Source organism: Undibacterium sp. Xuan67W (genome assembly GCF_049340165.1).
Lineage (GTDB): Bacteria > Pseudomonadota > Gammaproteobacteria > Burkholderiales > Burkholderiaceae_D > Undibacterium.
In genome coordinates, this window is the sequence record NZ_JBMPPN010000018.1 from 70704 (window position 1) to 92904 (window position 22201).

The window sequence follows — 22201 nt, forward strand, 5'->3', positions numbered from 1 at the left end:
TTCAGGAAAGAAGTCCATGCATATCCGCGATCTACAACGATTTTTATTTGAGTTATCGGAGAACAACAACCGCGCCTGGTTTGTCATGAATAAGCCGCGCTACGATATTTTGCGTGCAGAATTTCTGGAACTGGTAACGAAGTTGATTGTGCAAATCGGTAAAACCGATCCGTCAATTATCGGTTGTGAGCCAAAGAAAGCCTTATTTCGCATCAACCGCGACATGCGTTTTTCTGCGGACAAATCTCCTTATAAAACAACATTCTCAGCCTCAATCTTGCCTAGCGGTCGCAAAAAACCTAGCGAAGGCGGTGGGCCAGCCTACTACTTTCAGATTGATGCGACTGGCAGATTGTTTTTTGCGGTCGGCGAATACATGCCACCATCAGACCGGCTGCGGGTGATCCGCAATCAGATCGTCGCTGACCCTAACGGTTTTGGAAAAGTCTTGAAAAACAAGGCACTTAAACAAATTTTTGGCGGCTTGCAAAACGAAGGTAAGCTGATGCGACCACCAAAAGGGTTCGATGCCGACTTGCCACATATTGAAGAAATCAAAAATAAGAATTTTATGGTCTGGACCGACTGCACGTTGGACAAAGCCAATCCAGAGGAAATGGAAGCCACGCTAGTAAAGGGTTTCAAAGCCGCCTACCCGCTGGTAAGCTGGCTACGCACTGCAGCTTAGTCGGCGACCTGATCGGGTGCCTGAGTTGCTTTGACAAAAACCGGAGCAACCAGCAAACCTAATTCAAATAAAAACCACATCGGTAAAGCCAGTGAAAACTGGCTAACAATATCGGGCGGTGTGACGATCGCGGCAACGACAAACGCACCGACGATGACGTAAGGGCGAATGTCTTTCAGCTTGTCGACAGTCACCAGTCCCATACGCACCAGCACCACAACAACGATAGGGACTTCAAACGTCATGCCAAAGGCAAGGCACATCGACATGATAAAGTCGAGATAATTTTCTATGTCTGGCGCTACCGTAATCGAGGTCGGTGCGAATTCGTTGATAAATTTAAATACCCGGCCAAAAACAAAAAAGTAACAAAAAGCGACGCCAGATAAAAACAAGAGTGACGAAGAAATCACTAAAGGAGCAACCAACTTTTTTTCATGCGAATACAAGCCTGGCGCAATAAACGCCCACACCTGATAAAGCACCCAGGGTAAGGCCAGCATGAACGCTACCAGCAAGGTGACCTTCATCGGCACCAGAAAAGGAGATATAACACCCGTTGCAATCATCTTTGCACCAACAGGCAAAGAGCCGATCATCGGTTTAGCGAGAAAATCATAGATTGCAGAGGGACCGGGCCAGGCAAACAGTGCTGCGCAGGCGATTGCAATACCGATAGATGCTTTTACGAGGCGATCCCGCAACTCAACCAGATGCGAAATAAATGTGTCTGCAGCACCGGACTCTAATGGGTCACTCATGTGAAATCTGTACCAAGGTAAAAGGAGATAGCACTAACATCAGAAGAAACTGGCGGAATTGCTGCGTTTAGGTCTGTGCTTGGCGACTCTTGCAGAACCAGACATCACATGGCTACGGCCGCCATGGCGATGCTTATACCAACTAGGAATAGCTGAAGTTCTCGCGAGTTTTTTACGGCGAAAGTCTTTTGCCTTGACGGCCAGATGATTTGCGTCCGGAGGATTGAGCAAAGGTGACTCAGTATCTCGCCAGGCAGATTCAATCTCATTTTTTGTTTGAGCCAAACCTTGCGCAATCGACTGTTCTACATCTTGAGCTGCGTCCTGCACGTCCTTTTGCATTTTACGCAGCTCTTCCAGCTCAATCTCGCGACTGACTTCGGATTTCACTTCATTGATATAACGCTGGGCACGCCCAAACAAAGACCCCGCCATACGGGCTACTTTGGGCAACTTTTCAGGACCGATCACGATGAGGGCAACAACGCCGATCAACGCTAATTTGCTGATACCAAGATCAATCATGCGTCAGCACTTCCGCACATCAAAGGTAGGCCGGAATAACACATAGATTATTGCTTAGACTTTTCTTTAGCGTCGACATCAATTGTCGCGCCAACTGTTTTATCGGCAACTTGTTGTGTAGTCGCTGGTTTTTCTTCTTCACCTTTGACGCCATCTTTAAAACCTTTCACAGCTTTACCGAGATCTGAGCCAATATTACCCAATTTTTTGGTGCCAAAAACCAGCATCACAACAACCAGCACGATCAACCAGTGCCAAATACTCATAGAACCCATGATTTCTCCTAATGTGAGCGTTCACGCTCTGACAAAATACTGAAGAGTAAGAATCGTCGTCGAAGCTACTTTTAAAACGTTCGACATTCAATACAAGTTAACGCTGCCCGCGCCACGGTTGTGGACCGCCGATGACGTGCATGTGCAGATGATACACCTCTTGCCCGCCGTCTGGACCGGTGTTAATTAAGGTTTTGTAACCACCGGAAACCTGTCCGTCAGCATCCCTGCTCAGACCGCAACCCTGCTCCTTTGCCAGACGCGGCGCTAGGGCCAGCATCTTACCCAGCATAGACACATGTACTACAGACGTATCTGACAATGTCTCGACATGCTGCTTAGGGATAATCAAAAAATGCACGGGCGCTGCCGGATGAATGTCCTTGAAGGCTAGAAATTCATCATCCTCATACACCACACTCGATGGAATTTGTTTCGCTACGATTTTGCAGAAAATGCAGTTGCTCACGGTGTCCTCTTATTTTTCAAACACTAGGGTCTGTTCAAGTAAAAATTTATTCCTGACGCGCTGCTTTTTCATCAAGTCCGGACAAGCCCTCGCGTCTTGCCAATTCATTCAAGACATCTTGCGGTGTCAGCTCAAATTGTGCAAGCAGCACCATAGAGTGGAACCAGAGATCGGCGCATTCATACAAGACTTTGGATTTGTCACCGGAAGTGCGCGCGTCTTTCGCCGCCATCACGGTTTCAGTCGCTTCTTCGCCAATTTTTTTTAAAATCGCGTCGTCGCCTTTGGAAAATAAGCGTGCCACATACGAAGTCGCAGGATCGCCGCCATTGGCGAGTTTGCGACTCTCTATCACTTCAGCCAAGCGCTTCAGGGTTTCACTCATACGATAAACTTATCAATTGTGGAGTTTACTTGTAGATCGTTTCCGGATCTTTTAAGACCGGATCGACAGCTTGCCAATCGCCATCATTAACGCTGCCTTCAAATTTCTGGAAGAAACACGAATGACGTCCTGTGTGGCAAGCGATGCTGTCAACTTGCTCAATTTTCAGCAAGACGACATCTTCATCACAATCGAGACGGATTTCTAATACCTTCTGAATATGACCGGATTCTTCCCCTTTGTGCCAGAGTTTCTTGCGAGAGCGGCTCCAATACACGGCTTCGCCTAATTCGACTGTTTTAGTCAGTGCATCGCGATTCATCCAGGCGAACATCAGAACGTCATTACTCGATGCTTCCTGCGCGATAACAGGCACCAGGCCCTGTTCGTCCCAGCGAACTTTATTCAACCATTTTGACGCACTCATGACAGTCTCATTGATATCTGCTGTGCCGCCATAAATTCCTTGGCTTCTTGGACGGTATGTTGACCATAATGAAAAATACTTGCCGCTAATACGGCATCGGCACCGCCAATTTTGATGCCGTCAGCTAAGTCTTGCAAACCACCAACGCCCCCAGAAGCGATCACAGGAATAGATACCGCATCAGACACGGCACGTGTGAGGCCGAGGTCAAATCCTACTTTGGTACCGTCTCTGTCCATACTGGTCAGCAAGATTTCACCTGCGCCGAGTCGAGCCATATTTTGTGCCCATTCAACTGCATCCAGGCCGGTTGCATTGCGACCACCATGTGTAAAGACTTCCCATTTGCCCGGCGCTGTCTGCTTCGCATCAATCGCTACCACGATACACTGAGAGCCGTACTTCTGCGAAGCGTCAAAAACTAATTGAGGATTAGTCACCGCCGAGGTGTTGATACCAACTTTGTCCGCACCGGCATTCAGCAGGCGACGTACATCAGCGACTGTCCGTACACCACCACCTACAGTTAAAGGAATAAATACCTGGGAAGCGACCGCCTCGACAATCGGTAAAATCAGGTCACGCCCGTCACTGGATGCGGTGATATCGAGGAAGGTAATTTCATCCGCACCCTGAACATCGTAGCGGCGCGCGATTTCAACCGGATCCCCGGCGTCGCGCAATTCCTGAAAATTAATCCCCTTGACGACACGACCAGCGGTCACATCAAGACAAGGGATAATACGTTTCGCTAAAGCCATGCTTAGTCTTCTTCGTTGTCTTGAGCACTTCCAGCCAGCTCATCGAGTTCGTCGGCACGCTCTTGCGCCGTAGCGAGATCCAGTGTGCCCTCATAAATTGAGCGGCCGCAAATAACGCCCTCAATACCTTCCCCCTGAACAGCACACAAAGCCTCAACGTCTTGCAAGTTGTGCACGCCGCCGGAGGCAATCACGGGAATGCTGACGGCCTGCGCCAGCTTGACAGTCGCATCGATATTCACGCCGCCCATCATGCCGTCACGGCCAATGTCGGTATAAATAATCGATTCAACGCCGTAGCCTTCAAATTTTTGCGCCAGATCAATCACTTCATGACCGGAGAGCTTACTCCAGCCGTCCGTCGCCACCTTACCGTCTTTGGCGTCGATACCGACGATGATCTGTCCCGGGAACGCGCTGCAGGCATCCGCCAGAAAACCAGGATTCTTCACCGCAGCAGTGCCGATAATGATGTAGCTGATACCGTCATCGAGGTAACGCTCTATCGTATCCAGATCACGGATGCCGCCGCCGAGCTGGACTGGAATTTCTTCGATCTCGTTTTCTTCAGCAAAATCACGCACCGCCTGAATAATGGCCTTGACTGCAGCCTCATTCTTTGGCTTGCCCGCAAAAGCGCCGTTCAGATCCACCAGGTGCAAGCGACGCGCACCTTGTTCCAGCCAATGGCGCGCCATATCAGCAGGGTTATCCGAGAATACGGTGGCTTGGTCCATATCACCTTGTTTAAGGCGTACGCAGTGACCGTCTTTCAGGTCGATAGCAGGAATGAGCAGCATGGCTTTATGAGTTTAGGTAAGTTAAAGCGAACTAAGTAGATAGAAAATAACGATAGAAATTAACTAAAAGGTTTTGACGAAATCAATCGTCAAGGGTTCCAGTGTACAAAGTTTTTATACAGTTGCAAGCCAGCATTTGCACTCTTCTCGGGATGAAATTGCGTGGCAAAAATATTGTCTCTGGCAACCGCGCAGGCAAATGCGGTACCGTATTCGGTAATGCCAGCGATATGTGCCGCGTTGGCAGGTTGCGCGTAGTAGCTATGAACGAAGTAAAAGTAGGCATCGTCGGCGATATCCTGCCAGAGTGCATGACGGTGTCCCTGCGCCTGCACTTGCCTGACGCGGTTCCAGCCCATTTGCGGCACTTTAAAACGCGAGCCGTCGTCTTGTAACTGACCGTCCAGAGCGAAGCGCACGACCTTGCCCGGCAATAGGCCCAGGCCCGGTGTGTTACCTTCTTCACTGAGGTCAAACAGCATTTGCTCGCCGACACAAACACCGAACAAGGGTTTATTACGTGCAGCCGTCATCACAGCATCCTGTACACCGGAATCGCGCAGGCTGCTCATGCAATCTGGCATGGCACCCTGGCCAGGTAACACAATCCGATCAGCAGACTGGATATCGGCTACTTCACCAGAAATACGAACATCCGCCTCGGGTGCTACTGCGAGCAGGGCTTGCGCTACCGAGCGCAAATTGCCCATGCCGTAATCGACTACAACAATTTTATTCATGCTTGTTTGACTAAATTAAGTGAGCTGTATCAGTGTGCCACAACAGTTAGCTACCGCGGTGAAACAGAACAACGAACCAGAGCAGGCTGAAAAAACAGACTTACTTACAGGCTACCTTTGGTCGACGGAATTGTTCCGGCCGCACGAGGATCCAGCTCTGCTGCCATGCGCAGGGCACGGCCAAACGCTTTAAACACTGTTTCGCATTGATGATGGGCATTATCGCCGCGCAGATTATCTATGTGCAACGACACCAGTGCGTGATTCACGAAACCTTGAAAAAATTCGTGGGTCAGATCGACGTCAAAGGTGCCGATCATGGCACGTTTGAAGGGCACATGAAACTCCAGTCCCGGACGGCCCGAAAAATCGATGACGACGCGCGACAGCGCTTCATCCAGAGGCACATAGGAATGGCCATAACGGCGTATACCTTTTTTGTCACCGATGGCTTTTGCAAACGCCTGACCCAGAGTGATACCAACATCCTCTACCGTGTGATGTGCATCGATATGCAAATCACCGACAGCGTCAATGTCCAGATCAATCAAACCATGGCGGGCGATCTGATCCAGCATGTGATCCAGAAAAGGCACGCCAGTATTGAGTTTTTGCTTACCTGTACCATCAATATTGATAGCGACACGGATCTGGGTTTCGTTCGTATTACGACTTACTTCGGCGGTGCGTTGGGATTGCATGATTTTGAGAGAGTTAAACTTAACTACTGAGACGCCTGGAGGGCGGCGATAAAGGCTGCTAAAAACAGCGCGTTTTCCTGCGGAGTGCTGACGGTAATACGCAGACAGTTTTCCAGCAGAGTGTGCATTTTACCCACATTTTTGACTAAAATTTTTTGTTCGAGCAATTTGGCAAAGACTAGTTCCGCTTTAGCGACGCGTATCAAGACAAAATTTGCTGCCGACGGGAATACTTGCACTCCGGGCAAACTCGTCAGCGCAGCGCTTAATTCGCTGCGCTGGCTACGCAACTCTGCAGCCTGGCTATCAAGAATATTGACATGCTCCAGCACAAACTCTGCAGCGGCCTGGGTCAGTACATTGATGTTATAGGGCGGACGCACTTTTTCGAATTCCTGCATCAAGGCAGCACTGCCCGACATATAGCCAAGGCGTATGCCAGCCAGACCAAGCTTGGATACTGTCCGCATCACCACCAGATTGGCGAACTCGGCGAGTCGCGGCATAAAGCTGGCTTGAGCAAAAGGCTGGTATGCCTCATCGACGATCACCACACCGGTGTCGCCAACCGCATGCAAAATCGCTTCGATCTCTGCAACCTCAAACAAAGTACCGGTAGGATTATTCGGATAAGCAAGATAAATAATCGCTGGCCGGTGCTCGGCGATCGCGCTCAGCATCGCCGCCACATCCAAAGTAAAATCAGTGCGTAAAGGTACGCCGACGAATTCAAGTCCGGCAAAACGTGCTGACATCGCATACATCACAAAGCCAGGAACCGGAGCCAGCACTTTGGCACCAGGCCTGGCACACGCGACTGAGACCATGCTGATCAGCTCGTCCGAACCATTACCCAAGACGACGTCGTACCCGGCAGGTACGCCAAGCTGGCGGCTAATCGCTGTTTTTAAATGGGAATAAGACGGAACCGGATAGCGGTTTAGCGCAACGGCGGCGAGGCGCTGCGCAAGCTCCTGCTTCAGTACGTCTGGCAAGGTATAAGGATTTTCCATCGCATCGAGTTTCACGAAACCCGCGGAGTCCGGCACATGATAAGCAGACAAAGCACGCACGTCAGAACGGATGATGTTTTCAATCAACGACAAAATATACTCCAGCCAGTATAAAAACAAAGCCTACTATTAATGTGCGGGAAGTATAGTGTTTTTGGCTATACTCCCCTAATACTCTTTTGCTATTAGCTAAATCAGGCCTACATCAAGATCAAACCATGACCTTCAAAAGAACAAACACCTGTCTTGCCTAAACCTGCACCGCCAGACTATCGAGCCGCGCTGTAATGCGTTCACAATATTCTTCGTTCAGTTCAAATCCCACATAGTCACGCCCACAGTTACGCGCTGCCACCGCCGTTGTACCGCTTCCCATAAACGGATCCAGTACGATTCCGCCAACTGGACATGAAGCTTTAATCATTCGCTCGACGATTTCCAGCGGCTTTTGGGTAGGATGATCTTCCCGCTCAGCATGTTCACGATGCAAACGCGAAACACTCCAGACATCTTTAGGATTAAACCCAAGCTCCAGCCATTTCGCGCCTTCAAAAATTTTCCGGCTGCGCGCTTTTTTGGTCTCGGCATCGTAAGGAATACGGATCGCATCCAGGTCGAAAAAATAATCCTTCGCCTTGACAAAAAAACCGATCGTGTCATGCACCGACGAATACTTGCGCACACTGCCACCCATCGATGGTACCCGTCTGTCCCAGACGATTTCGTTCATCATCGTCATGCGCTGTTTCAGCATCACGAAAATTTCGGGCGAATAGCGCCATGTCAGAAAAATATACAGGCTGCCGTTGACTTTCAGCTTGGGAAGTGCCGCATCTATCCACTGCTCCGTCCACGCCAGATAATCTGCCGACGCCATTTTGTCTGAATCATTCCCATAATCCTTACCCAATCCATAAGGTGGATCAGCCAGTAGCAGGTCTACGCTACCGTCTGGGATTCGCGCTAAACCAGTTAGCGCATCTTCACAAAATATCTGATTACGCCAACTACTCATACTGTCATTTCAAGCGCAATTCGGCGCTGCGCGCATGGGCTTGCAAGCCCTCACCATATGCCAGCTCAGCGGCCACGCGACCCAGCGTCTGAGCGCCCTGCTCGCTGACATAGATCATCGATGAGCGTTTTTGAAAATCGTAGACACCCAGCGGCGAGGAGAATCGTGCGGTACGCGAGGTTGGCAATACATGGTTAGGGCCAGCACAGTAATCCCCCAGTGACTCAGAAGAGAAGCGGCCAAGGAACATGGCACCGGCATGACGGATTTGATCTGCCCATTGCTGTGGATTTTCGGTAGAAATTTCCAGATGCTCTGCTGCGATGTCATTCGCAATATCACATGCTTGCTGCATGTCTTTGACTTTGATCAGGGCGCCGCGGTTGGTCAGCGAAGTACGGATCACAGCATGACGCGGCATGCCAGGCAACAGTTTGTCGATACTCATCTTCACCGCGTCAATATAGGCCGCATCCGGGCAAAGCAAAATCGATTGCGCAAGCTCATCATGTTCTGCCTGAGAAAACAAATCCATGGCAATCCAGTCAGGATCGGTCGTGCCGTCACAGATCACTAAGATCTCGGACGGCCCCGCGATCATGTCAATACCGACCGTGCCAAACACACGGCGCTTGGCAGCAGCGACATAGGCATTTCCCGGACCGACGATTTTATCGACTTGCGGAATAGTCTCGGTACCATACGCCAAAGCACCAACCGCCTGCGCGCCGCCGATTGTGAATACACGATCAACACCGGCGATTGCCGCAGCAGCCAGTACCAAAGGATTTTTGACGCCGTCCGGCGTCGGGACCACCATGATGATTTCTTTGACGCCAGCCACCTTGGCAGGAATCGCATTCATCAAGACGGATGAAGGATAGGCTGCTTTACCACCCGGGACATAAATGCCGACGCGATCTAAGGGAGTGACTTTTTGACCGAGTACGGTACCATCGGCTTCGGTGTAACTGAAGCCCGCAGAACCGCATTCGATTTTTTGCTGTTCATGATAGGAGCGTACCCGCGCTACAGCGGCTTCCAATGCAGCGCGGCGCTCTGGTGTCAGTGAAGCTAGCGCTGCCTGCATTTCTTGCTGACTCAACTCCAGAGCCGCCACACTTGTCGCACTCAGGCGATCAAAGCGATTGCTTGCTTCCAATACAGCAATGTCGCCACGTTTTTTTACGTCTGCCAAAATCTGTGCTGCAGCCTGGTCAATCGCTGCATCTTCACTTGCCTCAAATGCCAGCAAGCTACTGAGTTTATGTGCAAACCCTGCTTCGCTCGCATCTAGCTGCCGGATAGAGAGGGAGGACGTGGAGCTTGCAGATACTGATTCAGACATGATGTTCTCGTTTATTTTTTGGAGGCGCGCTCAAAGGCTTCGACGATGGGCTGCAAACGTTCGCGCTTCATTTTCAGGGCAGCCTGATTAACGACTAAACGCGATGAAATATCCATGATGTGCTCGACCTCGACCAGATTATTGGCGCGTAAAGTACTGCCGGTGCTGACCAGATCGACGATAGCGTCGGACAATCCCACCAGCGGTGCCAGCTCCATAGAGCCGTATAATTTGATCAGATCAACGTGTACGCCCTTACTGGCAAAATGCTGGCGCGCAGTTTCGGTATATTTGGTGGCAACACGCAAGCGTGCCCCCTGACGGACGGCATTCGCATAGTCAAACCCTGCGGACACGGCTACCGACATGCGGCATTTTGCAATATTCAGATCGACTGGCTGATACAAGCCCTCGCCACCGTGTTCGTGCAACACATCTTTACCGGCCACACCCAAATCGGCAGCGCCGTATTGGACATAGGTTGGCACATCAGAGGCGCGGACGATAATCACACGAATCGCTGGATCATTGGTAGCGAGGATCAGCTTACGTGATTTTCCCGGGTCTTCTGTGACACGTATACCTGCGGCTTCCAATAGCGGCAATGTTTCTTCAAAAATCCGGCCTTTGGATAAAGCGAGTGTGAGTTGAGTCAACATTATTTCACGCGCTTAATCTGTGCGCCGACGGCGGACAATTTGACTTCCATTCGATCGTATCCGCGGTCCAAGTGATAGATACGATCAATCAGTGTGTCGCCCTCTGCTGCCAGACCGGCAATCACTAATGAGGCCGAGGCACGCAAATCGGTTGCCATCACAGGGGCGCCTACCAGTTTTTCTACACCGCTAATCGTGGCGGTGTGGCCATCGATGTCGATCAGGGCACCGAGGCGGTTCATTTCCTGCACATGCATAAAGCGATTTTCAAAAATCGTTTCAGTGACTCGGCTATTGCCTTGCGCGATGCAGTTCAAAGCCATGAACTGCGCCTGCATATCGGTCGGGAATCCCGGGTATTCTGTGGTGCGGAAACTGACTGCTTTTGGACGACCGCCCATTTGCGCACGAATCCAGTCGGTACCGCTGGTCAATATCACACCAGCCTCGCGCAACTTATCGAGTGCGACATCGAGAATATCGCTACGGACATTTTTCAAGGTAATGTCGCCACCTGCTGCTGCTACCGCACACAGGAAAGTTGCAGTTTCAATCCGGTCGGCAATGACGGTGTGCGTTGCGCCGTGCAAGCGATCAACACCTTGAATAACGAGACGATCCGTACCGATGCCTTCAATCTTGGCGCCCATCGATACCAATAAATGAGCAAGATCTGTAACCTCTGGCTCACGTGCTGCATTTTCCAGGACGGTTTCGCCTTCTGCCAGCGTCGCCGCCATGAGCAGGTTCTCGGTACCAGTCACGGTAATCATATCGGTCACGACACGGGTACCTTTGAGCCGTTTGGCTTTTGCATGAATGTAGCCAGCTTCGATCGTGATCTCCGCACCCATGGCTTGCAGACCTTTGATGTGCTGATCTACAGGGCGAGAACCAATCGCACAGCCGCCTGGCAGGGATACTTTTGCCTCGCCAAAACGCGCCAGCAATGGTCCCAATACCAAGATCGATGCACGCATGGTCTTCACCATATCGTAAGGCGCTTCGAGCCTGTCAATCGCTGCACCGTTCAATGTGACGACGCCATTTTCTTGAGTGACACGCAAACCCATTTGCCCTAAAAGCTTGAGCATGGTCGACACGTCTTGCAGTGACGGGACGTTATGCAGAATGACATCATCAGCGGTCAGCAAACCGGCACATAGAATCGGCAGAGCCGCATTTTTCGCGCCAGAAATATTGACGTCACCATTCAGGCGTTGTCCGCCTGTGATCAATAATTTATCCATTATTTTTGAAATTCTTCTGGAGTTAAGGTTTTCATCGACAATGCATGAATCTCTTCCCGCATACGATCACCGAGCGCGGCATAGACCAATTGATGACGCTGTATCAGGCGCTTGCCGGTAAAGGCGTCAGAAACAATCACCGCGGTGAAATGCTGGCCGTCGCCTTCGACTTCGAGGTGGCTGCATGCCAGTCCATCGGCAATATATTTTTTAATTTGTTCTGGAGTAGGAAACACGGTCATTCTTTCAACTTAATTTAATTCAGTATATTTAATACGTTCGCTATGCAGTCGGCTATACAGTCCACGTCAGCAAGCAGCCACTTTGATAGACAGCTGGCAGATTAATGCCGGAGTTTGTATCCACGCTTCAACATCAAAATCGCAATGCTAGTCAGTGCAAATGAAAAAATCAGCACGACGGCAAGACTCGTCATCGGGTCGACATCAGAGTGTCCGAAAAAACCATAACGGAAGCCATCAATCATGTAGAAAAATGGATTGAAGCGGGACACTGTTTGCCAGAACGGAGGCAAGGAATGAATCGAATAAAATACACCAGATAAAAAGGTAGCAGGCATGATCAGGAAATTCTGGAACGCGGCCAGTTGATCAAATTTTTCCGCCCAGATACCAGCGATCAAGCCCATCGTACCGAGCATCGCAGCGCCCAGCAAGGCGAAGATAACAATCCACCACGGTGCAACAAAACTCAGGTCAGCAATCCACACGGTCACCAGGAAGACGCCCGTACCAACGGCAAGTCCTCGCACTATTGATGCGATAACATAAGCGCCAAACATTTCCCAGTGGGATAAAGGTGGCAACAAGATGAATACCAGATTGCCGGTTATTTTGGATTGGATCAGCGATGAGCTCGAATTTGCAAAAGCGTTTTGCAAGACACTCATCATCACCAGACCGGGAATCAGAAATGCCGTGTATTTCACTCCCGGATAGACTTGCACATGGGCCTCAAGCGCATGACCAAATATCAGCAAATACAGCAAAGCGGTCATGATTGGCGCGGTAATCGTCTGCGTCGCGACCTTCCAAAATCGCAAGACCTCTTTGTAGAGCAGCGTTTGAAAACCGATCATTTTCCATCTCCCATAATTTGCAGGAAGACATCTTCCAAATCGGCCTGCTGCAATTGCAGGTCTTCAATCACAGCACCCGCCGTGCGCAGCGCAGCCAGTATCGGCTCTACCTGCAGATAATCGGTAACACGCAATACATAGTCATTATCGCTCTGATGTGTAATCAAGCTACGCAGGCTATCTGGGAAGTTGCCGGTGGTTTGCCCATTTAGAGTGACTTTTAACTGCGATCCTAAAATACGCTTGATCAATGCTGCGGTGCTATCAAGCGCGACGACTTTGCCCGACTTCAGCATCGCAATGCGGTTACAAAGAGCCTGCGCTTCTTCCAGGTAATGCGTGGTCAGTACAACGGTGTGGCCTTCTTTATTTAGCCGAGATATGAACTGCCATAAAGTCTGACGCAATTCGACGTCAACACCTGCGGTCGGCTCATCCAATACGATCACTGGCGGTTTATGCACCAAAGCCTGTGCCACCAGCACGCGCCGCTTCATCCCGCCAGACAAAGCACGCATATTGGTATCGGCTTTGGTGGTCAAGTCGAGATTGTGCATGACCTCGTCAATCCAAGGATCGTTGTTACGCAAACCGAAATAACCGGATTGCATACGTAAAGTTTCACGTACGGTGAAAAATGGGTCGAACACTAACTCTTGCGGAACGACACCAAGATTTTTACGTGCCGCACGGTAATCGGTGACGACATCATGCCCTTGAATTTTCACCTGACCTGCGTCAGCACGATTCAGTCCCGAGACGATAGAAATGAGCGTAGTTTTTCCGGCGCCATTCGGGCCGAGTAAACCAAAAAATTCGCCTTCTTCTATCGATAGCGAGACACCGCCCAGCGCCTGTAGCGACTGGTAGCGTTTTTCAACATTGGTAATTTGTATGGCGGCCATGAGGACGTTGTAGTGCTAGCGGACTAGCTTGCTTATCAAGAATGCGCCAGACAGATGGCGAAAACCTTTGATTATAGGGGATTTTTGCTTCAGGAACCGGATTGTCTCAAGCCAGCAAGAGTCAATGCGGCCGGCTGGGATGCTAACCGGAAGTTAGCCTCAATGTCGCTCGGCTGAGGATGGAGTCATACCTAGTAAGTCGGCAACACCATATAATGAAATTAAGCTAAGCAAATTGGCAGAAACGGAATGGAATTCCATGGCCCTACCTGCGACAGAAGCTGCACGTTGCCAATCAAGCATGACAGCAACAGCAGACGAATCCACCACTGCTAAAGCGGACAGATCAAATACTGTCTCGCCTTTAGCAATTACAGACAAGCCAGCCTGCGCAACGCTGACTGCGTTTTGCAAGTTAATTTCACGGCTTGTTTGATACATGGTTGAACTCCAGTGATAAATTAAATAAGACGGTTTATTTCTTTGCAGCGGTTGCACCAGCGAGTTTTTTGTTTTTTTCCGCCAATGTTTTGATCAGACCATCGATACCAGACTTACTGATTTCAGCTGTGAACGTACCTTTATAAGTCTCTACCAACCATGCACCCAGCACATTGATGTCATAAATTTTCCAACCTGTTGCCAGTTTTTCCAAACGATAGTTGAGCTGCAAAGCCTCACCATTCTTTTGAATTACCTGACTGCGCACCTCGACCTCAGTATCTTCAGCCGCGGCACGGAAAGGCTTGAATTCCAGACGCTGGTCTTTAATCTGTGAAATAGCACCAGAGTAAGTAAAGATCAGCAAGCTACGGAATTCGCTAATCAATTGTTTTTGCTGATCAGGCGTCGCCTCACGCCAGCTCTTCCCTGCGGCCAGGGATGTCATGCGCTGAAAATCCACGAAAGGTAAAATTTTTCCTTCCACCAGATCAAATACGCGCTTCTGATTTCCTGCCTGGATATCCTTATCACTCTTGGCAATATCCATGATCTCCTGACTTAGACGCTTGACCAGCTGATCAGGCGCTTCATCTGCTGCCATGCTGACGCCCGCAAATGCCAAGCTGGCAACCATATAGAAAAGGAATTGACGAACATATTTCATAGTTATACTTTCTTCGCGCTCATGCGCTTGATCAATGTGCCTATTTAACCACTGGCATCATGCAATGGTTGACCAGTTTTATAATTGCTTACAAATCATGGCCGGCATAAAATGCTTGGAAGTGTCAGATAAATCTGAAACGGCCTCCGTAGGTTGAGCCGATTTCTACAATTTCAAGCCTGCGTTACTCTTCGTCGGGTTTAATCTGACTTGCACGTCTCTGCAAATAAGCATCACGAATAAATACATATTTATCTAAGGCCGCCTCTTCAATCAAATTACCTGCATCAAGAACCGATGCTCGTTTGTCAACCAAACGCAACACAGTCCCGGTATTTCTGACATATACGGGCGTTGTGTAAGACCATAAATCACCCTTCATATCGATTGGTGTCACAACTGCGTCACGCAAAGTCGAAGGACCAAACACCGGTAACACCAGATAAGGACCGGATTTCACGCCCCAGGTTCCAAGAGTCTGCCCAAAATCTTCTCTGTGTTTAGGCATCCCTGCTGCTGATCCTATATCAATGAAACCGCCCAAACCGAACGTAGTATTGACCGCAACACGCATCACATCTGTCACGCCATCAGCTACCCGCCCCTGCAGCAAATTATTTACTGCAGTCCAGACATCACCGATATTGCCAAAAAAATTGCCGATGCCTGTTTGAACAAAAGACGGCGTTATCGTCTGGTAAGCCTTTGCAACGGGCTTCAAAATCGCCTGGTCAATTGCATCATTGAAACTAAACATCGTGCGGTTAAACCCCTCCAGTGGATCACGGGGATTATTCCCGATATTCGTCTTTTCACTGATCGTGCTTAAAGTTTGTGTGGTGGTGTTTTTTATTTCTTTGACCGTATTCGTACCACACGCGCTTAGCAGCACCGTGAGCACCAGTAATATGCCAATATTTTTAAATTGTAATGTCATTTGCTTTCATCCTTACCCTCAGCGGCTTTACTGAACAGGAACTGACTGATCAGATTCTCCAGAACAACTGCCGACTGCGTCATTTTAATTCTGTCACCAGCAGCCAGATTGTTAGTGTCGCCACCCGGTTCCAGTCCTATATATTGCTCACCTAACAAACCTGCCGTAAGAATTTTGGCAGAAGTATCTTTAGGAAATTTATAATGATTTTCTAATTGCAAGGTCACACTTGCCTGGTAAGTTTTATCGTCAAATTTAATTTCACCGACGCGACCCACCACGACGCCGGCACTCTTCACAGCGGCACGTGGCTTTAATCCGCCGATATTATCGAAGCGCGTAACGACCTCATAGGTCTTGTCAAACGATAGCGTACTCATGTTACCCGCCTTGAGCGCCAGAAATAGCAAGGCGGCAGCTCCCAGCAACACAAACAAGCCGACCCAGAAATCCAATGATTTTTTTTGCATAGACACCATCCAATTCATTCAATAAGCTCACCCATCCGGGGAGCGCGAAACCTGCTTACGCTTACTGCGATATCTACTGAAACATCCAGGCCGTCAGCAAGAAATCCAGCCATAAAACCAACAGAGAAGAAATGACGACAGTCCGTGTCGTCGCACGCGCCACACCCTCAGGAGTCGGCTGCGCTTCATAGCCCTGAAACAGAGCAACAAAGGTGACTGCGAAACCAAAGACAATACTTTTAATCACGCCGTTACCAATATCCTGAAATACGTCAACGCCAGCCTGCATTTGCGACCAAAACGCGCCGTTATCAACACCAATCAGTTTCACACCAACCAGATACCCGCCGATGACACCCATCGCGTTGAAGATCGCCGTAAGGATGGGCATCGCAATTAGACCCGCCAGAAACCGTGGTGCGATAACCCGCTGAACCGGATTCACTGCCATCATTTCCATTGCCGCCAATTGCTCACCCGCTTTCATCAAACCGATTTCCGCAGTCATTGAAGTTCCCGCACGACCAGCAAACAATAATGCAGTCACTACAGGACCAAGTTCACGCGTTAGCGATAATGCGACCAGCAGGCCCAGAGCCTCCTCCGAACCATAGCGATTCAGTGTGTAATACCCTTGATAACCCAATACAAAACCAACAAACAGGCCAGAGATGGCAATGATCACCAGAGAATAATTACCGATGAAATGAATCTGATCAGTTACCAGACGCGGTCTGCGCCAGAGACCGAATGTACTGAATAAAATTTGAAAAAAACTGCGTGTTGCATACCCCAAGTCATCTGCAGTTTCTCTGACCAGTTTTCCAAGACGAGCAATCATCGCGCATCCTCTTGATTTTTTACTGGCGACTTCACAGGAGCATGAATACTCAAATCATCTGCCATCGACTTACCCGGGTAATGGAATGGGACAGGGCCATCACTTTCAGCATTCACAAATTGTTTAACGTAAGGATCGCTAGAAGTACGCATGTCGTCAGGAGTACCTTGTGCAACAATTTTTCCCTGAGATAAAAAATATACATAATCTGCAATCGCAAACGATTCATGTACGTCATGCGACACAAGAATGGATGTAGACCCCAAAGCGTCATTCAAGTTCCTGATCAGATTTGCAGTAACGCCCATAGAAATAGGATCAAGGCCAGCGAATGGCTCGTCGTACATAATTAACTGAGGATCCAGTGCAACAGCTCTTGCCAGCGCAACGCGGCGCGCCATACCACCAGAAATTTCCGCAGGCTTCAGTTGCGCTGCATTGCGCAAACCGACTGCCTGCAATTTCATCAACACCAGGTCTCGCAACATGTCCGGCGTCAGATTTGTGTGCTCACGAAAAGGGAAGGCGACGTTTTCAAAAACACTCAGATCAGTGAAGAGAGCGCCATGTTGAAATAACGTCCCCATCTTACGACGCAAAGCGTACAGCGCGTTTGTGTCAAGAGTGTGTACGACCTGACCATCAACGGCAACTGAGCCCTGCTTAGGCTGTAACTGCCCTCCAATCAAACGCAAGATCGTGGTTTTACCCGAACCGGAGCCGCCCATTACGGCAATCACTTTGCGGCGCGGAAAGTCCATATGGAGCCCCGATAAGATCGAGCGGTCGCCATAGCCAAAGTGTAGGTCACGAATTTCGACGAGATTAGTCACAGATAGGTGATAGGTTTGCAAAACTAGGATTGTAATCCAGAACGAGAAATCAGGCTTGCAAGCGATTCACGTAGCAAAAACAAGTAATTTACAAGATATTTCTTATGGTGAATAGATATGAAATTAAATTTCAATAAATAGATTAAATATAGAATTTATTTCTTATAGCAACAACATTTCAAATATTAAATAAATGAACCTTAAGTCAGCAATTAATATTTAATTACCATTTTGGCTATAAATTTACATCAATCTGTTATTGAATAACTATTTTCTGATTAACGCACACTCAGCGCACTGCACTAAGATTGACTTAAAATTCATTTCCATTACCTCTTTGTTATAAAGCGTACCCTCGAAAATTTACCAATCTTTGATTGCAGAAAAACCCGTCGCCTAAACATAGTTAAAGAACCGTTTAAATAAAAAAAGGGAGAGCGAACCCAAGTTCGCCCTCCCTTTTGTGCATCATTACTACAATGAATGACAGTACTTATAAATTAGAACTTATATGCTGCGCCAATATTGAAAGCACGGCCAATTGCGCCAGCTTGATGCAATGTTGCGTTATAACCGAGTACGTTACCGGCATTGCCATATGTTGAAGCGTCAATAGGTGGTTGACGATCAAACATATTCAAGACAGTTCCATGCAATACCCAGTTTTTGCCTAACTTGTAAGTTGCTGTCATGTTAGTAGAAAGGAACGAGCCAACTGTACAGAAAGAACTCGGCTGGGTTTTTCCGAAGAAATAGGCACGCCCACCGACACCAGATGCGGCGGTAGCGCAGTCACTACCACCTTCAACAGATGGATCAAGTGCAGAGAAGCTACCCACCCAATTAAACGCCGTTGTGACGTTCAAAGGCCCTTTATCGTAGCCAACTGTCAACTGTGCACGATTTTTTGGATTACCGGTGTTACCACTGACTCCAGAAGGACCATGCGTACCGGCCAGCTCATACTGTTTATCTAGGAAGGTCAACAAGTAACTGAACATATGCGAGAACTGTAAACCAACTTTCACATTACCATACGAGTTCATCTTGAATGTATATGAAGTATCTAAGTCAATACCTGTAGTCTTCGTACTACCGACATTGACATAACCTGATGTTGCGTAAGCAATCTGTCCTACTGAGGGTACACCCAGATAGGTTCCACCGTTACCATCAGCAATAGCTGTTTCTAATGGCGTAGAACGAACGAAGTTTGGCACAAAACCTGGCAGCAAAGATGCGGTATTGACCTGATTTTTGATCTCAACCTGGTAGTAATCGATGGTCGTTGCCCAACCTTTGATCGGCTCCACAATCAAGCCAAAAGTCGCAGATGTTGATTTTTCAGGTTGCAAATCTTTAGTAGTTGTTTGCACATATGCAGGTTGTACGCTACATGCTGCGACTACGTTACCTTTAGTCTTTGGATTACCATCTGCGCACAAAATTGGATCATTAACAGATCCAGAGGAAAAGAATGCTCCAGCAGTACCGTTCTCTGCTGCATTCGGGGCGCGAAACCCTTGTGAGTAGGTGCCACGAAGAGTGACCATCTCATGAGGAGTAAATTTGAAACCAACTTTTGGTGTAGTTGAGTTACCGTAGGTATCAAAATGATCGAAACGACCGGATACATCCAGCTCCAGATTTTTCAGGACTGGCGCAACCAATTCGAAAAATGCTGCCGAGTTGTTTTCTGTACCGAAAGAGTACGCGCCACCGCTTGCAACTACACCTGTCTGCAGCAGCAGTGCAGATGGCGAGTCAATTTTCTTATGAACAAAACTTACACCGGTAGACAGACCTAATGCACCACCTGGTAAAGGCATTAATTCGCGGCCAAAACGTAATTCAGCAAACGTCAGCTCGGAAGTGGCCTCTTTAGAAAAACGTGGTGAAATCGCGGCGATGTCTTCTGCAGTGTTGCCACCAGTAATTTTAAATGGGTTCGTTGCACGCGTTAATGCAGCATAGAGCGCTTTGCGATCAATGTAACCAGAGTAATCAGTATCAGAAACTACTTTGGAATAACCCAAAGAGGCGTTCACATCCCAACCAGCAAAAGTACCAGTTAAATCGCTAGCAAGTCGATACGACTTAGTCTTTGTATCCGCTGAATTACGCGAATCAACGTCTGGGATATATCCATAAATTCGAACAGCTTTGCCATACGGATTGCCAGGGTAATTAGCCGGCACCAAGAAGCTAGGAATCACATTGACAATCTGCGGAGCCTGACCAGGAACAAGAGTTGTATTTCCAGCAAACGAGCCTGCTGGGAATGTCGCAGGCAAACCTCGATTATTTTTATTTTCGCTGCTGAACATTGAAGCTTTTGTTCTCAACTCCCAATCACCAGCCAATTTCTTAGTGAAGCCGGCTAGCAAATTGAGATTTTCAGTTTCGCTCAGGATGTTAGAAGATGTGTTGCTCACAGCACAACCACCTGCAGTGTACTTAGCAAAATCACAAGCTGCCGTCGCAAATGTGAAGTTAGCTGGATTTGTTGCTCCACCTGTACCAGTTTGATTGTAGAAAAATGGTGTATTAGTGGCTACACGACCTGCGTTTTGTGCGTTTGGCACACCAGGATTCAAGTTAATACCACCACGAGAAGTCCAGTCACCATCCGCCCATGCGTTATTTGAGCGCTGGGAAACCTTGATTGGATCGGATTTGCGATATTCGATGCTACCAAATGCATTGTAGCCATCCGTATCAAGATCACCGAAACCATGAGACAAGGTCATGTGAGTATTTTGACCACCGCCGTGCTGTGTAGTACCAACTTCAGCACTAACAGCAGTGCCCTTGTAGGATTTTTTCAGGATAACGTTAACTACGCCAGCGATCGCGTCAGAACCGTACATAGAAGAAGCGCCGTCTTTCAACACTTCAATACGTTCAACCATATCAAATGGGATGCTGGAAATATCAACGAATTGACGCTGAGCATCATCACCAACCGGGAACGGTGCCATGCGATGACCATCAATTAAAACCAATGTTGCGCCAACGGACAAGCCGCGCAACGCAATACCACTCGCACCGCCAGCAAACGCGCCAGCAAAACCCTGAGAAAGAGCGCCTGCGCCGTTGGACGTAATGTTATTGAGTACTTCTTGTACCGTAGTAAAACCGGACTTTACCAAGTCGTCTGAACTCAGAACCTGCACTGGGCTAGGTGTTTCTTTGTTAGCACGGCTAATAGCAGAACCGGTGATGGTAATACGTTGCGGAGCATCTGCCCCTGCCGCGACTTCCTGGGCCATAACCGCTGGCACAGCGATAGCAGACAGTGCGCCACTGGCGATCACCTGAGCGATCAGCATGGGCATTGATTTCAATTGAAACTTCATATTTTTTCCTTTTACTTTATCTAAATTTAAGGATTGACGTTGTATATCCGTTTTATCTCAGATCAACTGAGCTACTCAGCCTAGTTAATTACATCAACTAGAAACTTCAGATGAATTCGCGTTCACTACTACCGAGTACAAGCACATTTTATGAAGTGCTGTTAAGCTACACCACCAAAAAAACACAACAAAACATAGTGAATATAGAAATTTTAGAAACCACATTCTAATTCTCAATGAAAACATTTTTACATATTTTTTGTCAATAAATCAGTTCGATAAAAACCTGAAAACAACAAAACAAAAATAGTTAGCTATTTATGGAACTTTCAAGAGAATAAAGGGTCGGTCTATCATATTTCTGGAAATATGAGTTTCCCGCCAACGCAGTAGTTATCTGCACTTCCGAGCAAACATCTCCGCAAAACTCCACATAACTAGCGCTATGGCAATGCATTTTGCACTATTACGGAGCGCCAATATTTCTCATCAATTTACCGATTTTTATCAAAAATACAAAAATTGCTTGCTATTAATATGTCAGTTTGTTTGACGATGCTGACGTGCACAAATGAAAATTACCGTTATTAAAAATAACTAAGCATTTAGCAAAAGCACAATAAAAAACACTCCCCAAGAATTATGGCAAACGCCAACCCCCTGGAGAGTGTTGTTGCATTAGTTGTATGTGTTTTGGATCCTTACTTGGTAATCCCCCCATTTTTAGCGCGAGCTATGAGTAGAGGCTATGCGGCAAGTGCGAGTTTCTGTTTCGGGGTGATGCCGCCGATGCCCGTGTTGGGCCGGTCGTGATTGTAAGTCCATAACCAGC

Annotated in this window: 26 protein-coding genes; 1 reads left to right on the top strand and 25 read right to left on the bottom strand. The window is 48.3% G+C overall.

Features of this window, described 5'->3' with window-relative positions:
- Positions 1-16 precede the first annotated feature (16 nt).
- On the top strand, positions 17-688 hold the full coding sequence (locus ACO0LE_RS15395; RefSeq protein ID WP_422961234.1) for a DUF2461 domain-containing protein: 672 nt from the start codon (positions 17-19) through the stop codon (positions 686-688).
- Here ACO0LE_RS15395 and tatC read toward each other — a convergent pair.
- From tatC to ACO0LE_RS15520, 25 genes are all read right to left on the bottom strand, one after another.
- A complete protein-coding gene (gene tatC, locus ACO0LE_RS15400) occupies positions 685-1449 on the bottom strand; it encodes a twin-arginine translocase subunit TatC (protein ID WP_422961235.1) in 765 nt (254 codons plus the stop codon). The genes ACO0LE_RS15395 and tatC overlap by 4 nt on opposite strands.
- Positions 1450-1488: 39 nt before the next feature.
- Complete coding sequence (gene tatB / locus ACO0LE_RS15405; RefSeq protein ID WP_422961236.1) at positions 1489-1974, bottom strand: Sec-independent protein translocase protein TatB; 486 nt, start codon at positions 1972-1974, stop codon at positions 1489-1491.
- A 47-nt stretch (positions 1975-2021) separates the two neighbouring features.
- A complete protein-coding gene (tatA, locus tag ACO0LE_RS15410) occupies positions 2022-2249 on the bottom strand; it encodes a Sec-independent protein translocase subunit TatA (protein WP_422961237.1) in 228 nt (75 codons plus the stop codon).
- A 97-nt stretch (positions 2250-2346) separates the two neighbouring features.
- On the bottom strand, positions 2347-2718 hold the full coding sequence (locus ACO0LE_RS15415; protein ID WP_422961238.1) for a histidine triad nucleotide-binding protein: 372 nt from the start codon (positions 2716-2718) through the stop codon (positions 2347-2349).
- A 46-nt stretch (positions 2719-2764) separates the two neighbouring features.
- Positions 2765-3103, bottom strand: coding sequence for a phosphoribosyl-ATP diphosphatase (locus tag ACO0LE_RS15420; protein WP_422961239.1), 339 nt, complete (start codon positions 3101-3103; stop codon positions 2765-2767).
- Positions 3104-3128: 25 nt separating this feature from the next.
- Positions 3129-3530, bottom strand: a complete 402-nt coding sequence (gene hisI / locus ACO0LE_RS15425; protein WP_422957324.1) for a phosphoribosyl-AMP cyclohydrolase — start codon at positions 3528-3530, stop codon at positions 3129-3131.
- Entirely contained in the window at positions 3527-4291 is a 765-nt protein-coding gene (gene hisF, locus ACO0LE_RS15430; protein ID WP_422961240.1) for an imidazole glycerol phosphate synthase subunit HisF, read from the bottom strand. Before hisF ends, hisI begins: the two co-directional genes overlap by 4 nt.
- Positions 4292-4293: 2 nt before the next feature.
- Positions 4294-5091, bottom strand: coding sequence for a 1-(5-phosphoribosyl)-5-[(5-phosphoribosylamino)methylideneamino]imidazole-4-carboxamide isomerase (gene hisA, locus ACO0LE_RS15435; protein ID WP_422961241.1), 798 nt, complete (start codon positions 5089-5091; stop codon positions 4294-4296).
- Between the two features lie 89 nt (positions 5092-5180).
- Complete coding sequence (gene hisH / locus ACO0LE_RS15440; protein ID WP_422961242.1) at positions 5181-5831, bottom strand: imidazole glycerol phosphate synthase subunit HisH; 651 nt, start codon at positions 5829-5831, stop codon at positions 5181-5183.
- 104 nt (positions 5832-5935) lie between these two features.
- Entirely contained in the window at positions 5936-6532 is a 597-nt protein-coding gene (hisB, locus tag ACO0LE_RS15445; protein WP_422961243.1) for an imidazoleglycerol-phosphate dehydratase HisB, read from the bottom strand.
- A gap of 23 nt (positions 6533-6555) precedes the next feature.
- A complete protein-coding gene (gene hisC, locus ACO0LE_RS15450) occupies positions 6556-7638 on the bottom strand; it encodes a histidinol-phosphate transaminase (protein ID WP_422961244.1) in 1083 nt (360 codons plus the stop codon).
- A gap of 157 nt (positions 7639-7795) precedes the next feature.
- Positions 7796-8560, bottom strand: a complete 765-nt coding sequence (locus tag ACO0LE_RS15455; protein WP_422961245.1) for a DNA-methyltransferase — start codon at positions 8558-8560, stop codon at positions 7796-7798.
- 4 nt (positions 8561-8564) lie between these two features.
- Positions 8565-9908 (bottom strand): histidinol dehydrogenase, encoded by a 1344-nt coding sequence (gene hisD / locus ACO0LE_RS15460; RefSeq protein ID WP_422961246.1) that lies wholly within the window; start codon positions 9906-9908, stop codon positions 8565-8567.
- Between the two features lie 11 nt (positions 9909-9919).
- Positions 9920-10567 carry an ATP phosphoribosyltransferase gene (hisG, locus tag ACO0LE_RS15465; protein WP_422961247.1) on the bottom strand — a complete coding sequence of 216 codons (648 nt, stop codon included), beginning with the start codon at positions 10565-10567 and terminating at the stop codon, positions 9920-9922.
- Entirely contained in the window at positions 10567-11817 is a 1251-nt protein-coding gene (murA, locus tag ACO0LE_RS15470) for a UDP-N-acetylglucosamine 1-carboxyvinyltransferase (protein WP_422961248.1), read from the bottom strand. The genes hisG and murA overlap by 1 nt, the downstream gene beginning before the upstream one ends.
- Positions 11817-12053, bottom strand: a complete 237-nt coding sequence (locus tag ACO0LE_RS15475) for a BolA family protein (RefSeq protein ID WP_422961249.1) — start codon at positions 12051-12053, stop codon at positions 11817-11819. The genes murA and ACO0LE_RS15475 overlap by 1 nt, the downstream gene beginning before the upstream one ends.
- Before the next feature lie 107 nt (positions 12054-12160).
- Positions 12161-12916 carry an ABC transporter permease gene (locus ACO0LE_RS15480; protein WP_422957335.1) on the bottom strand — a complete coding sequence of 252 codons (756 nt, stop codon included), beginning with the start codon at positions 12914-12916 and terminating at the stop codon, positions 12161-12163.
- Complete coding sequence (locus ACO0LE_RS15485) at positions 12913-13821, bottom strand: ABC transporter ATP-binding protein (protein WP_422961250.1); 909 nt, start codon at positions 13819-13821, stop codon at positions 12913-12915. Before ACO0LE_RS15485 ends, ACO0LE_RS15480 begins: the two co-directional genes overlap by 4 nt.
- 159 nt (positions 13822-13980) lie before the next feature.
- A complete protein-coding gene (locus tag ACO0LE_RS15490) occupies positions 13981-14262 on the bottom strand; it encodes an STAS domain-containing protein (protein WP_422961251.1) in 282 nt (93 codons plus the stop codon).
- 34 nt (positions 14263-14296) lie between these two features.
- Positions 14297-14929, bottom strand: a complete 633-nt coding sequence (locus ACO0LE_RS15495; protein WP_422961252.1) for an MlaC/ttg2D family ABC transporter substrate-binding protein — start codon at positions 14927-14929, stop codon at positions 14297-14299.
- Between the two features lie 184 nt (positions 14930-15113).
- On the bottom strand, positions 15114-15866 hold the full coding sequence (locus tag ACO0LE_RS15500; RefSeq protein WP_422961253.1) for an MlaA family lipoprotein: 753 nt from the start codon (positions 15864-15866) through the stop codon (positions 15114-15116).
- Positions 15863-16336, bottom strand: a complete 474-nt coding sequence (gene mlaD, locus ACO0LE_RS15505; RefSeq protein WP_422961254.1) for an outer membrane lipid asymmetry maintenance protein MlaD — start codon at positions 16334-16336, stop codon at positions 15863-15865. The genes ACO0LE_RS15500 and mlaD overlap by 4 nt, the downstream gene beginning before the upstream one ends.
- 73 nt (positions 16337-16409) lie before the next feature.
- Positions 16410-17177 carry a lipid asymmetry maintenance ABC transporter permease subunit MlaE gene (mlaE, locus tag ACO0LE_RS15510; protein ID WP_422961255.1) on the bottom strand — a complete coding sequence of 256 codons (768 nt, stop codon included), beginning with the start codon at positions 17175-17177 and terminating at the stop codon, positions 16410-16412.
- Entirely contained in the window at positions 17174-18010 is an 837-nt protein-coding gene (locus ACO0LE_RS15515; protein WP_422961256.1) for an ABC transporter ATP-binding protein, read from the bottom strand. The genes mlaE and ACO0LE_RS15515 overlap by 4 nt, the downstream gene beginning before the upstream one ends.
- A 500-nt stretch (positions 18011-18510) precedes the next feature.
- On the bottom strand, positions 18511-21369 hold the full coding sequence (locus tag ACO0LE_RS15520) for a TonB-dependent receptor domain-containing protein (protein WP_422961257.1): 2859 nt from the start codon (positions 21367-21369) through the stop codon (positions 18511-18513).
- Positions 21370-22201: the final 832 nt, after the last annotated feature.

What these genes read in the sequence shown, in the direction of transcription:
- ACO0LE_RS15480 (WP_422957335.1), bottom strand. Translation starts at nt 12,916, where the DNA reads ATGATCGGTTTTCAAACGCTGCTCTACAAAGAGGTCTTGCGATTTTGG.
- tatC (WP_422961235.1), bottom strand. Translation starts at nt 1,449, where the DNA reads ATGAGTGACCCATTAGAGTCCGGTGCTGCAGACACATTTATTTCGCAT.
- ACO0LE_RS15520 (WP_422961257.1), bottom strand. Translation starts at nt 21,369, where the DNA reads ATGAAGTTTCAATTGAAATCAATGCCCATGCTGATCGCTCAGGTGATC.
- hisF (WP_422961240.1), bottom strand. Translation starts at nt 4,291, where the DNA reads ATGGCTTTAGCGAAACGTATTATCCCTTGTCTTGATGTGACCGCTGGT.
- tatA (WP_422961237.1), bottom strand. Translation starts at nt 2,249, where the DNA reads ATGGGTTCTATGAGTATTTGGCACTGGTTGATCGTGCTGGTTGTTGTG.
- hisH (WP_422961242.1), bottom strand. Translation starts at nt 5,831, where the DNA reads ATGAATAAAATTGTTGTAGTCGATTACGGCATGGGCAATTTGCGCTCG.
- ACO0LE_RS15495 (WP_422961252.1), bottom strand. Translation starts at nt 14,929, where the DNA reads ATGAAATATGTTCGTCAATTCCTTTTCTATATGGTTGCCAGCTTGGCA.
- ACO0LE_RS15455 (WP_422961245.1), bottom strand. Translation starts at nt 8,560, where the DNA reads ATGAGTAGTTGGCGTAATCAGATATTTTGTGAAGATGCGCTAACTGGT.
- ACO0LE_RS15395 (WP_422961234.1), top strand. Translation starts at nt 17, where the DNA reads ATGCATATCCGCGATCTACAACGATTTTTATTTGAGTTATCGGAGAAC.
- mlaD (WP_422961254.1), bottom strand. Translation starts at nt 16,336, where the DNA reads ATGCAAAAAAAATCATTGGATTTCTGGGTCGGCTTGTTTGTGTTGCTG.
- mlaE (WP_422961255.1), bottom strand. Translation starts at nt 17,177, where the DNA reads ATGATTGCTCGTCTTGGAAAACTGGTCAGAGAAACTGCAGATGACTTG.
- ACO0LE_RS15485 (WP_422961250.1), bottom strand. Translation starts at nt 13,821, where the DNA reads ATGGCCGCCATACAAATTACCAATGTTGAAAAACGCTACCAGTCGCTA.
- hisI (WP_422957324.1), bottom strand. Translation starts at nt 3,530, where the DNA reads ATGAGTGCGTCAAAATGGTTGAATAAAGTTCGCTGGGACGAACAGGGC.
- tatB (WP_422961236.1), bottom strand. Translation starts at nt 1,974, where the DNA reads ATGATTGATCTTGGTATCAGCAAATTAGCGTTGATCGGCGTTGTTGCC.
- hisG (WP_422961247.1), bottom strand. Translation starts at nt 10,567, where the DNA reads ATGTTGACTCAACTCACACTCGCTTTATCCAAAGGCCGGATTTTTGAA.
- ACO0LE_RS15490 (WP_422961251.1), bottom strand. Translation starts at nt 14,262, where the DNA reads ATGTATCAAACAAGCCGTGAAATTAACTTGCAAAACGCAGTCAGCGTT.
- ACO0LE_RS15420 (WP_422961239.1), bottom strand. Translation starts at nt 3,103, where the DNA reads ATGAGTGAAACCCTGAAGCGCTTGGCTGAAGTGATAGAGAGTCGCAAA.
- ACO0LE_RS15500 (WP_422961253.1), bottom strand. Translation starts at nt 15,866, where the DNA reads ATGACATTACAATTTAAAAATATTGGCATATTACTGGTGCTCACGGTG.
- hisD (WP_422961246.1), bottom strand. Translation starts at nt 9,908, where the DNA reads ATGTCTGAATCAGTATCTGCAAGCTCCACGTCCTCCCTCTCTATCCGG.
- hisA (WP_422961241.1), bottom strand. Translation starts at nt 5,091, where the DNA reads ATGCTGCTCATTCCTGCTATCGACCTGAAAGACGGTCACTGCGTACGC.
- hisB (WP_422961243.1), bottom strand. Translation starts at nt 6,532, where the DNA reads ATGCAATCCCAACGCACCGCCGAAGTAAGTCGTAATACGAACGAAACC.
- murA (WP_422961248.1), bottom strand. Translation starts at nt 11,817, where the DNA reads ATGGATAAATTATTGATCACAGGCGGACAACGCCTGAATGGTGACGTC.